The 12,448-nt window shown below is 46.3% G+C and carries 12 protein-coding genes; 4 read left to right on the top strand and 8 right to left on the bottom strand.

The annotated features are described in order from the left end of the window. Positions 1–241 precede the first annotated feature (241 nt). A complete protein-coding gene (locus A4R26_RS33190; protein ID WP_081171318.1) occupies positions 242–724 on the bottom strand; it encodes an acyl-CoA thioesterase in 483 nt (160 codons plus the stop codon). A gap of 23 nt (positions 725–747) precedes the next feature. Beyond that, positions 748–1,350: a TetR/AcrR family transcriptional regulator gene (locus tag A4R26_RS33185; RefSeq protein WP_165760502.1), complete on the bottom strand. Its 603-nt coding sequence runs from the start codon at positions 1,348–1,350 to the stop codon at positions 748–750. Between the two features lie 304 nt (positions 1,351–1,654). Here A4R26_RS33185 and A4R26_RS33180 point away from each other — a divergent pair, with 304 nt between their 5' ends. The 3 genes from A4R26_RS33180 (at position 1,655) to A4R26_RS33170 (ending at position 5,229) form a co-directional block, all read left to right on the top strand. Beyond that, a complete protein-coding gene (locus tag A4R26_RS33180; protein ID WP_081171314.1) occupies positions 1,655–3,091 on the top strand; it encodes an MATE family efflux transporter in 1,437 nt (478 codons plus the stop codon). A 117-nt stretch (positions 3,092–3,208) separates the two neighbouring features. Then, positions 3,209–4,243, top strand: coding sequence for an AI-2E family transporter (locus tag A4R26_RS33175; RefSeq protein ID WP_081171312.1), 1,035 nt, complete (start codon positions 3,209–3,211; stop codon positions 4,241–4,243). 197 nt (positions 4,244–4,440) lie between these two features. Then, the gene (locus A4R26_RS33170) at positions 4,441–5,229 is read left to right on the top strand and encodes a murein L,D-transpeptidase catalytic domain family protein (RefSeq protein ID WP_242675086.1); all 789 of its coding nucleotides are present in this window, start codon (positions 4,441–4,443) and stop codon (positions 5,227–5,229) included. 187 nt (positions 5,230–5,416) lie between these two features. On the opposite strand, the gene A4R26_RS33165 is transcribed toward A4R26_RS33170, so the two are convergent. After that, entirely contained in the window at positions 5,417–6,073 is a 657-nt protein-coding gene (locus A4R26_RS33165; protein ID WP_081171308.1) for a hypothetical protein, read from the bottom strand. Positions 6,074–6,085: 12 nt separating this feature from the next. Next, on the bottom strand, positions 6,086–7,573 hold the full coding sequence (gene rpoN / locus A4R26_RS33160; RefSeq protein WP_081171306.1) for an RNA polymerase factor sigma-54: 1,488 nt from the start codon (positions 7,571–7,573) through the stop codon (positions 6,086–6,088). A gap of 236 nt (positions 7,574–7,809) precedes the next feature. Here rpoN and A4R26_RS33155 point away from each other — a divergent pair, with 236 nt between their 5' ends. Beyond that, positions 7,810–8,055: a hypothetical protein gene (locus A4R26_RS33155; protein ID WP_133054860.1), complete on the top strand. Its 246-nt coding sequence runs from the start codon at positions 7,810–7,812 to the stop codon at positions 8,053–8,055. A 32-nt stretch (positions 8,056–8,087) separates the two neighbouring features. Here the strand turns inward: A4R26_RS33155 and A4R26_RS33150 are convergent, their stop codons facing one another. The 4 genes from A4R26_RS33150 to A4R26_RS33135 form a co-directional block, all read right to left on the bottom strand. Continuing rightward, positions 8,088–8,618, bottom strand: coding sequence for a hypothetical protein (locus A4R26_RS33150; RefSeq protein ID WP_081171302.1), 531 nt, complete (start codon positions 8,616–8,618; stop codon positions 8,088–8,090). A gap of 85 nt (positions 8,619–8,703) precedes the next feature. Next, positions 8,704–9,921 carry a DegT/DnrJ/EryC1/StrS family aminotransferase gene (locus A4R26_RS33145; RefSeq protein ID WP_081171300.1) on the bottom strand — a complete coding sequence of 406 codons (1,218 nt, stop codon included), beginning with the start codon at positions 9,919–9,921 and terminating at the stop codon, positions 8,704–8,706. Between the two features lie 433 nt (positions 9,922–10,354). Next, positions 10,355–11,923, bottom strand: a complete 1,569-nt coding sequence (locus tag A4R26_RS33140) for a glycoside hydrolase family 10-like protein (RefSeq protein ID WP_081171298.1) — start codon at positions 11,921–11,923, stop codon at positions 10,355–10,357. Positions 11,924–11,961: 38 nt separating this feature from the next. Further along, positions 11,962–12,414: a MarR family winged helix-turn-helix transcriptional regulator gene (locus A4R26_RS33135; protein ID WP_081171296.1), complete on the bottom strand. Its 453-nt coding sequence runs from the start codon at positions 12,412–12,414 to the stop codon at positions 11,962–11,964. Between the last annotated feature and the right edge of the window lie 34 nt (positions 12,415–12,448).

Below are 12,448 nucleotides of genomic sequence, written 5' to 3'. Positions count from 1 at the left end.
TTTTAAAGTGATTATTTTTTTTACCTGTATAAAGCGTGTTGCTTTTATGTACTAATAGAAGGCGCAAAAGCCAGGAAGTTTATTAAAGAAATGCTAAGAAGAAAAGTGTATTGCTAAGGGTTAAAGCGGAAGCAAAAGGTATTAGTAATTCCTTAACAGAAGGGCTTTAAACGACAAAGCCCGGAAGCGGAAAGCGTTCTTATTCGCTCTCTGCTTCCGGGCCGTTACTTATATGGTATTGTCAATGCACCGGGTTCTGCAGTGATTTTATTCTTTCGGTAAGGCCACCGTGAATATTTACATCAGCTACTTTTACTGCAGTTGCAAATTCCATAAACTCTGCAGTATGTTCTTTCCTGCGCCCGGTCTTTACATCTATACTGGTGAAGTTGGTCCACATAATGGCTTTTAACGTCGTCTGGCTTTCATCATACATTAACATTTCAACCAGCAAATGCGAATCGGCAAGCTCAATAAGCCTCGATTCAATACATACGGTTTCATTATAAAAAGCGGGACGCAGGTATTGTATATCGTGCCGGCGCACTACCCAGGCAATGCCTTTTTTATGATACTCGGTCAGGTTGATCTGGTAAGCCTGTTTCAAATGATCTTCACGGGCATTAAGCATGTAATCGATATAACGGGCGTTATTCAAATGCCCCATAGGATCGCAATCACTGAACCGTACTGTATAAAATGTTTTTGGTTGTGAAGTTTGCATATAATTAAAGTTATCTGTGTGGTTTATTCTGCATTGTTCATGTATTCCGTTTCCATGCGGTTCTTCAGGTTTTCAAGTAACCTGTTCAATACCGTTACATCATCGAGCACCTTGGCCATCATAATACCGCCTTCTATTTGGGCAAAGATCAGTTCGGCTTCTTTCTTCACATTCAGATCGCTCCTGAATGCGCCTTCCTGGATACCCATTTTTAGAATATGTTGCAGGGAACCGATCATTTCCTGCAATGCCTGGCGCGCTTTCTTTTTCAGGAACGGATACGCATCATCGGCATCCACCGCAGTGTTCAATAGCGGGCAGCCGCCATCGACAGTTGGCGATACCGTATAATTTTTATAATACTGAAGAATGACCAGCAACTTGTCAACACCCGTTTTTTTGGCGCGTATCTTCTGGCCTATATCATCTTTCAACTGGTTGTAGGAATACTCGAATGCAAGTGCGGCAATTTCATCCTTGCTTTCAAAATTGCCGTACAATCCGCCTTTGGCCAGCCCGGTGGCTTTCATGATATCGCTCATGGATGTGCCGGCATAACCTTTCTTATTGAACAGCGGCGCGGCTTTGGCAATAATGAATTCTTTTGTCTTTTCTGATTTCGTCACCTCACAAAAATAAACCGATCGGTCTAATTTACCAAGCAAATTATTTTCCCTGGGTTCGGGCGTCGAAAATCCGTTTTCATCCTTTATTAATAGGGGCCTGGCCCATTGAGGGCAAAAAAAGTTTTGGTTATTACCGGCGTTGGCTACCTTTGCCTCTCCTCAATGAAACGAACCATGAAACTTTAAGATACAGTTCGCTGCAGCATCAGGCATGTTTCACGAACACTTAACTCCAGCATTTTTTTAGTCAGCGCTTGCAGCGCCTCATTACCTTTTATTGTATTACTTGTTAAACAGGATCTGTATGGTTGACCAAACATCCAACGTAGGCACATCTCCGCGCGAGCGCGGGGTCAAAACTTTTTTCTCTTTATTCAAACAGGCATTGTCGGGACAGGAGCAGGACTATACGCAGGGTAGTATCCGCCGCGCCGTGTTCTTACTGGCTGTACCCATGATACTCGAGATGTGCATGGAGTCGGTTTTTGCGGTTGTGGATATTTTTTTTGTAGGGCGGCTGGGCATGAATGAAGCCGTTGCCACAGTGGTGCTAACCGAATCGGTGCTAACCATTGTTTACTCACTGGCCATAGGCCTGAGTATGGCAGCAACGGCGATGGTAGCCCGCCGTATAGGAGAAAAGAACCCCGAAGCTGCATCGAAAGCGGGCACGCAATCATTGCTGATCGCTTTTTTTGTAACTGTTATAGTTAGTATCACCGGCTTGATATTTGCGCCTGATATTCTGAAACTGATGGGCGCTTCGGCTGAAACCATTCGCATAGGCACCACATTTACCCGCATCATTTTTGGCGGCAGCATTGTTATCATGTTGCTGTTTTTGATCAACGGTATTTTCAGGGGAGCCGGCGACGCGTCTATGGCTATGCGTTCGTTATGGATCGCCAATATCTGTAATATCATTCTTTGCCCGGTACTGATACACGGCGCAGGTCCTATTCCTGCATTTGGTATTACCGGCGCCGCTATGGCTACCACTATTGGCCGGGGTATCGGCGTCCTGTACCAGTTTTATCATTTATTCAGCGGCAAACGCGTTATTAAAATAAAGACGTCAGATTTTTTACCCGACTGGCCAATTATTAAGTCCATCAGTAATATAGCCTGGACGGGTACTGCACAGTTCCTGATCGCTTCTGCCAGCTGGATGGTACTGGCGCGTATTATGGCTGAGTTCGGCGATACCGCTGTAGCCGGTTATGGCGTTGCCATTCGCCTGATCATGTTCTTTTTATTACCTGCATGGGGGTTGAGCAATGCTGCCGCCACGCTGGTTGGTCAAAACCTGGGCGCGCAGCAACCGCTACGGGCCGAACAATCGGTTTGGAGCACCGTACGCTATAATACCATCTTCATGATCTTTGTAACGCTGGTGTTCCTGTTGTTCGCGCAACCGATCGTAGGGTTTATGAACAAAGACGTTACCGTTGATTCATATGCTGTACAGGCATTACGCATCGTAAGCCTTGGTTATATCTTTTATGGCATAGGCATGGTTGTTACCAATGCCTTCAACGGGGCTGGCGATACCAAAACGCCTACGCTGATCAATGTCTTCGGCTTCTGGTTGTTCCAGGTGCCCATTGCCTACCTGCTGGCGATCGTGTTCAAACTGGGGCCCAAGGGTGTGTTTATTGCCATTGTACTTGCCGAAACAGGCATTTCCATTGCCGGTATCATTCTTTTCAAAAAAGGCAACTGGAAGAAGGTTAAAATATAAAGTTCTTATATCTTAAAAATGCAAAGGGCGGGTCAACTTCAAAAGGGTACCCGCCCTTTTGCTATTAAAGGAACGGCATTTGCAATTATTATTTATTTTTAATCCACAACAACCTTCATGAAACAAATTCCCAATAACGCTATCCGGCAGGTACTGATACTGGCCACCATTATTACGCTCGGTATTGTTCTGTTCAACCAGTTAAAGACCCTGATCCCGGCTTTTTTGGGGGCATACACTTTATACGTGCTGCTGCGCAAGTGGATGTTTATTTTGCAGGGACAATACAAATGGAAAAAAAGCCTGACGGCGGCCCTGCTGATGCTGTTATCATTCCTGATCATTCTGCTGCCTATTTTACTGGTGGTTAACATGCTCACTTCAAAAATTGCCTTTGCTATGGAGCATTCACAGGAAGTGCTTTCCTCTTTGCAATCCTATATCGAAAAAATTGAAGCCCGGTATAAGATCCAGATCCTTACCAGCGCCAACCTCGAAAAAATTGCAACCTGGGGCAGTAATACTGTGCCGAAGATCCTTGCCTCCACTTTCGATACTATTTTCGGCATAGTGATCATGTATTTTATTTTGTACTTCATGCTGGTTGACGGCCGTAAAATGGAATCGAACTTTTACGACTGGGTACCGGTTAAAGACGAGAACACGCTGTTATTACGCAGGGAGCTTAACAGCATGGTATATTCGAATGCCATCGGCATTCCCCTCATTGCCATCCTGCAGGGTATAGTTGGCCTGATCGGTTACCTGATATTAGGTGTAAATGAACCCTGGTTCTGGTTTGTGATTACCTGTATCACCTCCATGCTGCCTGTGGTGGGAGCGGCTATTGCCTATGTTCCGGTAAGTCTGCTGTTCTTTGCCGGCGGTCAATCAGCAAAAGGCATCATTATGCTCTTATACGGTTTCGGAATAATTGGCACTGTCGATAATCTTTTCCGTTTCTGGGTACTGAAGCGGCTTGGCGATGTGCACCCGCTGATCACCGGTTTCGGAGTTATAATAGGGGTAGGACTATTTGGGTTTATCGGCCTTATTTTCGGACCCATCCTCATTTCACTTTTTCTCGTACTCATTAAGATCTACGCCAACGAATTCAATATCGAAAAAAGGGATGCGGCCGGCCCCGGGTAAATGTACTAAAAGCAACTGGCGGTCAATAGGGGAATTCCCTTATTGGGAAATACTCCAATATACATACTGCTTCAATTATTTCGGAAAACACTGGTTTTCTGCCTGAAAACGCGAAAATATTTTCGGAAAAGCTTCGTTCTATTCCCGTATTTCGTAGAAAATAATTGTTGCAAACCGATTTTTAAGTTCAAATACCTATGAAACGGACATATAAGAAAATGTCATTTGGTGTGTTGTTGTGTTTTTTAGCAGTATCGCCGGTAATTTCAGCCGGCACAGAGGAAGAGGTAAAAGAACCAGATGTGACTGCCACATCTAAAATGGAGTTTCGGGCGCCTATTCCGGCAACAGCAATGGAAATTGTAAAGTCAACCGCAGAGGCATTCGCTTCGGAAGCGATGTTGATGTACAACGAAATGAACCTGAAAAAGCTTGGCCTGTCGCCAAAAGCCTTTGAATATGCGCTGAAGGGTTACAAAAACCTGGTTGAACGCGGCAAGGTGATGAAAGATCAGGTGCTTTCCATCTGCGATTTCAGTCAGTCATCGCGCAGAAAAAGATTTTACGTAATCGATATGGAAGAAAAGAAAGTGCTTATCAATACCTGGGTAGCGCATGGCCGCAATTCAGGTGGCGAATTTGCCCGCTCTTTCTCCAACAGTCCCGAATCACATAAAAGCAGTCTTGGTTTTTATGTTACCGGCAACACGTACTACGGCAGCCATGGCCTGGCGCTGAAAATAGAAGGGCTTGAAAAGAACATTAACGACAAGGCCGACGAGCGGAATATCGTCATTCATGGATCAAATTATGTAGGCGCCAGCTTTTTAGCACGCAGCCCCATCAATGGCCGCAGTTTCGGATGCCCTGCACTTCCGCAAAAAGAAACCGGAAAAGTTATTCAAACTATAAAGGATGGTAGCTGTTTGTTCATTTATCATCCCACCAAAAACTATATTCAAAAGTCTAAAGTTCTGAATGGTTAAGTAGTAACACTACTTCAGATGGTTTGAAGCCCGCCCGACTGAACGTCGTTCGGGCAAGGTTAGAAGCTCAATATAGGATCGTACCCTATGATTGGGCTTTTTTTATGCACAGAGGCAAAAAAGGGCTTTCCTTTTTTGCCTCGTTGTATTATTGTGTTGTTGCCTTTTTGCCTCGTTGCCTGTTTTACTACAACCAGCGTGCAATTACCTGGCAAAACGCACCGGCAAAAAGGCCTAAATATATTTCTGCGGGTGTATGATCTGAAACAATGAGGCGCGAGGTACAAACCACCCCGGCAATTAAAATAGCTATGGAAAAATAGATGCCGGTTACATCCGACTGGTTGAAAGCATGCAGTAAAAAGAACATGGCGAAACCACCAATGGCTATAGCGTGCATGCTTACCTTATTCACGATATTCAAAAACCAGGCGGCGCAAACGGCGAGGAATGACCCTAACAGGAAATCAATAAACGGCCCGGGATTTTCTTTTTGCCTGTGAGCAACATACCAGGCCCAGAAGTAAAAGATCATGGCGGCGGCATACGGGATGATCCTTTCTTTTTGCGTACGCAGGTGCATCGATTGTATCAGTTTCAGCCGCCACATCAGGAACACGGCAAAACCGGGTATGAACGCGGTATTGAAAATAACAAAAATGAGCCGGAACAAACTGTACTTCGTATTAAACCCGGCAAATGTATACGGATCGATGAACACCAGGAAGGCGGTTACACAGGCCGGAATAAATAACGGATGAAATACCCAGGAAAAAAAATGGGCTAATGCCCTGATGGGCGCCGGTTGTTTCGCAGGCTGTGCCGCAAGCGGTGTTGTTGACATAACTTACTTCTATTACAGTTCTTTCCTTAACCGGGCCACAGGAATATTCAATTGTTCGCGGTACTTGGCAACGGTTCGGCGTGCAATATTATAACCTTTTTCCTGCAATAGCTCGGTGAGTTTTTCGTCGCTCAATGGTTTCTTCTTGCTTTCGCCTTCTATGAGGTCGCTGAGTATTTTCTTTACCTCGCGGGTAGATACCTCTTCCCCACTATCGGTACTGAGTGATTCGCTAAAGAAGAACTTCAACCTGTAGGTGCCGAATTCGGTTTGTACAAACTTGCTGTTGGCCACGCGGCTTACGGTAGAGATATCGAGCCCGGTGCGTTCGGCAATATCTTTCAGGATCATGGGCTTCAGCGTAGTTTCATCGCCGGTGAGGAAAAATTCGCGCTGGTAGCTCATGATGGTTTCCATTACACTGCTCAGCGTATGCTGCCTTTGTTTAATGGCATCTATGAACCATTTGGCGGCATCTATCTTCTGCTTTATGAACAGGATAGCTTCTTTCTGGCGTTTGTCTTTTTTACTGCCCTTATCGTATTCGCGCAGCATGTCGCGATAGCCTTCGCTGATGCGCAGGTCGGGCGCGTTCTTTGAGTTGAGCGTGAGCTCGAGCTTGCCGCCGTTGTTGTATACGAAGAAGTCGGGCACCACATAACTTTCCGCCTTGTTGATATCGCCATGATTACCGCCGGGTTTCGGGGTAAGGCGAATGATATGGCCGATCACATCTTTCAAACCTTCATCATCGAGGTTCAACCCGCGTTGAATTTTGTCGTAGTGTTTCTTGGTGAACTCATCGAAGTAATCGGTAAGCACATCGATGGCCTTGTCGACATTTCTGCCGCCAATCTGCTGCCGGTGCAATTGCAGCAACAAACATTCCTGCAGGTCGCGGGCGCATACTCCCGGCGGGTCGAACTGCTGCACCAGCCTGATCACCTTTTCCACTTCCTGTTCGTTGGTATCGATGTTCTGGCGGAAAGCGAGATCGTCGACGATGGCCGCCGTTTCGCGGCGCAGGTACCCATCATCGTCAATACTGCCCACTATCTGTTCGGCGATCCTGCGTTCTTTATCGTTCATCTTCAACATGCCCAACTGGCTCAGCAGGTGTTCATGGAACGATGTTTCTATTTTATACGGAACAACTTTCTTGTCGTCCATTTCGGGATAGTTATCATCCCGCAATTTGTAATCTGCTATTTCTCCGTCTTCATCTCCTACGTACTCGCTAATGTCGATATTATCATACTCATCCTCACTGCCATCTACATCAAAATCCTCTTCATCGCTGCTGTCGAATTCATCTTTCGTCTCATTATCATACTCGTCATGGCTTTCTTCAGACACTTCCAAAGCCGGATTTTCTTCCAGTTCTTCCTTAATCCGTTCTTCAAGGTTAGCCGTAGGCACCTGCAGCAGTTTCATGAGCTGAATCTGCTGTGGAGAAAGTTTTTGTAAAAGCTTTTGCTGTAAACTTTGACTCAATGCCATGTGCGTCAATATTTTATTCAGTTTGTCGCTAAAAAAATTTTAAAAAAATTTGCGGCAACCACAAAAATCAGGCCGTAAATTTACAGACAAATGTAATCAACGTTGTGAAACGATTTTATAAAATTATTGTCTTTGCGGCTTTTTGTTTTCGGCCGGGGGTTATTTCGGCTCAAAACCAGGTAAATATAACATCTGGCAGGGCGTTATTTTCTCCGGACAAAGTGGCGCCGGTTTCTATGTATAAGGTACCTAAAAAGTTACTAACAGCTGGTTTTCATATGTTAAGCCATCGTAAAATAGTGTTTTCACCTGATTTTCAGGCCCGCCCGGCGGTGGTAAACACAATAGGTAACAATTATTACACCTCGCGGTTTGGCTTTTTTTGTAAAAAGGAGCTGATGTTTGAAAAAGCGACAAAGGTCCCCCTGCGGTTCCGGATTGGCTCGCTTGATTATGTGAACAGGCTGGAATATGGGAAGTGAAGTTGGCTTGTTGACGGGTTAACGAGTTGACCTTACTTCCTCACAATCTTATTAATGGTAGTTACATCGTTCTGGAAGCCTTCGAGTGTTTTCAGTGCCTGCTTCGGGGTGTTATCCTTAAAATGTTTCTGCAGCCATAATCTGGAGCTATCGGGTTCGCGCATTGCGCGGTATTGATCTTTCTGGGAATAGCTTTCGGCAAACACCGCGCCGGCCTCATACATGCGGCGCAATGTCAAATACAGGGTATCGCCCTGCGTACTATTGATGACCAGGCTATCGACCATTTCTTTTTTATTACCGGTCATTTCGGCCCTTGTCAACGCCATTTGCGTTTTCATGATCCATGAAGTGGCATCGAGGAAAATAATGGAGAGATCGTTATTCAGATAGTGGGTCTTTCTAAGGCTATCGAGGCGGTCCTGCGCTTTGCGGGCTGAATCACTCATATTACCTGCTGCAGCGCCGCTTTGCGAATCCTGACTTTTACAACCGGCCATTATCAATAATGCAACTAGGCATACATACAGGCCTGTTTTTACGGCATTAGCGGTTCTTTCCATTTTTAAAGTACGCTGGTTTTACAACGTTTGGAAGATGATATCCTTACATCATCTTCCAAACGTGTGCCCTGTTTTAAAATTATCGTTAAGCCGAGATCTTTTGCGCAGCCAGTACTTTCTTCACTGCCGCTACAATTTTCTCGCCTTTTTCTTTGATCTGTTGTTCGCTTATCAGCAATGAGATCTGGGTTGAAACACCGCGGCTCATCACGGCGTCGCTTGGGCCAAAATCTTTGTTGGCCTGCTGCATAATGGCGGCTTTATATTCAGGATGCAGCGCGTTGAGGGTAACGCCCTGCTTCAGGTGCTCCCATTTGCGAATGTAATGCCAGTTGTGATCGAACCAGTAGAAGTTACCGCCCCATGCATTCTGTGCTTTTAATTCGGCCACCACCGCCTGCGTGAGTTCGGTTGTTGGCAGGAACCAGCTCAGGAACGTGCAGCTGTCACCCGCTTCATCGAGCACGCGGCGGAAGCTGATCTCGGGCAACTGGGCCAGAATGGCTTTCAACTGGCTATGGCCAGCGCGTTGTTTGGCGAGGAACTCGTCGATGCGGCTGAATTGCGCCAGCCCCACAGCGGCATGCAGTTCAGAAATGCGATAGTTATAACCGAGGTAGGGATGCAGATCGGCGCCGCGGTCGACCCCGATATGGTCGTGACCATGATCGCTGAATCCATCGCTTTTCAGATACACATCTTCGCGGTTGGTAACAATGGCTCCGCCTTCACCGCAGGTAACGATCTTCACAAAGTCGAAGGAATAGCAACCGGCATCGCCGATGGTACCAAGGTATTTTCCTTTATAAGTAGCGCCGGTGCTTTGACAGGCGTCTTCGAGCAATATTAAATTATGTTCTTTACAGATCTGTTGTAATGAATCCATATCGGCCTGGGCGCCGCACATATGCACGGGCATTACGCATTTTGTTTTTGGCGTAATGGCCTTGCGAACCGCGTCGGGGTTCAGGGTGAGGGTATCGTCAACATCAACCAGCACCGGCAGGGCGCCTACACTGATGATAGATTCAAAACTGGCCACAAACGTGAAGGTGGGCATTATCACCTCGTCGCCATAGCCTATTCCCAAAGCGCCTAATACGGTTGAAAGGGCAGTGGTGCCGCTCGACACCAGGTGGGTATACCGACAGCCGAATTTTTTGCTGATGGTAGCTTCCAGTTCTTTTGCTTTCCAGATCCCTTTACGCGCCCCGTCGAAACCAAACCGCATAAGGATACCGGTTTCCAGTACATCATTTACTTGTTTGCGTTCATCGGCGCCAAATAGTTCAAAGCCAGGCATATTGAATTTGTTTATGGTTTATTGTTTGTTGTTTATGGTTGTTTCCGGTTCAGGGCACCCGGCCCTTTTCGGCAACACCAGCCTAAAGCTGTAATTTCCCCGGGCAACACTTTTTAATGCTTTCACTATTAACGTTAAATGCCCTGATTATTGGTGAGCAAAGGTAGAATTTTCGGGTGATAGTGGGGGAAGAGTTAACAGGTTGACGAGTTAACAGGGAAGTTGAAATGTTGAAAGTGTTGATAGCGTTGATAGATGAAAGGCGGCTCCGTTACCGGCTGGCTGAGCCGTAAGGCGAAGCATGCCTTTTATGGACGATAAAAGGCTCCCTTGCGGAAGCCTTTATAATCTTTAATCCCTTTATAATTTGCCTTTCGACCTTCACCTGTATCTGCTTTCAGCTTGTAGCGTGCGGCTTGCAGCTGTATTCAGCTTACTTCGCCGCGGTATTCGATTCCCTGTTCAACGTCCAGCCCAGGCGGTCAACCTTAAACGCTTCCAGCTTTATAGGCCAGTTGGGGTAAGGTTTGCTTTCGGTATTCTCATCATCGAGGCAGGTTACGTAAAACCGTACGAATTTCCTGTCGGTTCGCAAGGGCGCATAAAAAGTACAGGTGTCGGCCGGATCGAAACGACTTCCTATCAGTTGCGCATTGTAGAAGTTATTGTTATTGAATTCCTCGTTGTAGCAGGCGTACAAACGGTAACATTTTATCTTTCTTTTTTCCGAAGCGAGTTTTTTCACTTCTATCCGCAACACCGTATCAACCGGTTTTATCGACACCACTTCGGGCATTCCGGGGCGGCCTTCATCGATCCAGGGCATGGGCGGAACCAATGCGGGTTCTTTATAATAATTATAACGCAGGCTGTCGTTCCAGCCGAGGGGGTTCTTCAGGAATGAGGCGGTGCTGAAATAGATGGCGCCCTGAATTTCGGGGTATTTGCGCATTGCCTGGATCTGACGGGGGATCTGTGTTTTATCGCGCCAGGCAGGGTTGCTGCCGGCTTTGAAGATACCCAGTCCTACATAACAATGTTTGCCGTAGCTGTGTTTTGCCCACCAGTCGAGCAACACTTCATACGCCGCCCGCGGATGGCCGAATTCAAAATATATCTGGGGAGCTACGTAGTCGATCCAGCCGTTCTTCAACCAAAGCAGGATATCGGCATACAGCTCGCTGTAATTTGTCATCGATTGGGTTTCACTGCCTTCGGGGTCCTGGCTGCGGTTGCGCCAGATAGCGAAGGGAGAGATGCCGAAGCGGCAAAACCGGTTCTCGTCCTTAATGGCATTGCTGAGTTTCAGGATGATAGAGTCGGTATTGCTGCGGCGCCAGTCGCCGAGGTTCAACCCGTTCCCGTATCTCTGATATGATTCTTTATCAGGGAACTCTTTACCCGAAATGGGGTATGGGTAGAAATAGTCGTCAAAATGAACTGCGTCAATATCATAGCGGCTTACGATATCGCGGATCACATTCACCACATAGTTCTGGGCTTCCTTGTTTCCGGGATCGAAGTACCGGGTTCCGCCATAGGTGAGGAACCACTCAGGATGCATTTTGGTAATATGGTTGGCTGCGATGGATGATTTACCGATCGCAAATTCTGCCCGGTAAGGGTTGCACCAGGCATGGAACTCCATACCCCGCTTATGGGCCTCTTCAACCATGAATGCCAGGGGATCGTAATAGGGAGCAGGCGCCTTGCCTTGCTTACCGGTAAGCCATTGGCTCCAGGGCTCATACTGAGATGGATAAAATGCATCGGCGCAGGGGCGTACCTGTACGATAACGGCGTTCAGGCCATTACGCTTATGCATTTCAAGCAGATTGATGTATTCTGCTTTCTGGCTTTCAGTATTAAAATTTCCACGTGTGGGCCAGTCAATGTTATCTACTGTAGCGATCCACGCCGCCCTAAATTCGTATTTAGGTTGCGCTACTACATTAAACACTAGAAAACAGGCCACTACCATCAGGCGTGTAGTTCTTTTCATATTCGGATTAAAGATTAACGGATGTCACTAAAGTACGGTTATTCTGAACTTCTTATTTTATCCAGTAAATTATTTAACAATTTTGCTTCTTCTTCGCTCAAATTTCCGAGCATAGCGTCCATTTGCTCGTTATAGCTGTCGAGCCTGTCGAGCAACTGCAAACCGGTATCGGTAATGGTAACATCTACCAGCCGGCGGTCGGTTTTGCATATTACCTTCTGTACCAGTTCTTTCTTTACCAACCTGTCAACAATCCGGCTGGTATCGCTCATTTTATCCAACATCCGTTGACGGATCTGCAGGGTTGACAGCGGTTTTCCGGCTCCCCGCAAAATGCGGAGAATATTATATTGCTGGGAGGTAATATCTCCCTTTTCAAAAAACTGTTTGGTCTTTTCTGTAATCCAGTTGTAAGTAAAGATCAAATTGACCACTGTTTTATGATACTCGTTCCGGAATTTCGGCTGTTGTATATCTTTTTCAATACTCATGGTCTCCACAGTAATTATAATTAGTTGTTAATCA

This window comes from Niastella populi, from assembly GCF_002078015.1.
In the GTDB taxonomy this organism is placed as follows: Bacteria; Bacteroidota; Bacteroidia; order Chitinophagales; family Chitinophagaceae; genus Niastella; species Niastella populi.
Note: the sequence above shows the minus strand (reverse complement) of the source record. Positions and strands in the feature narration are given on the sequence as shown.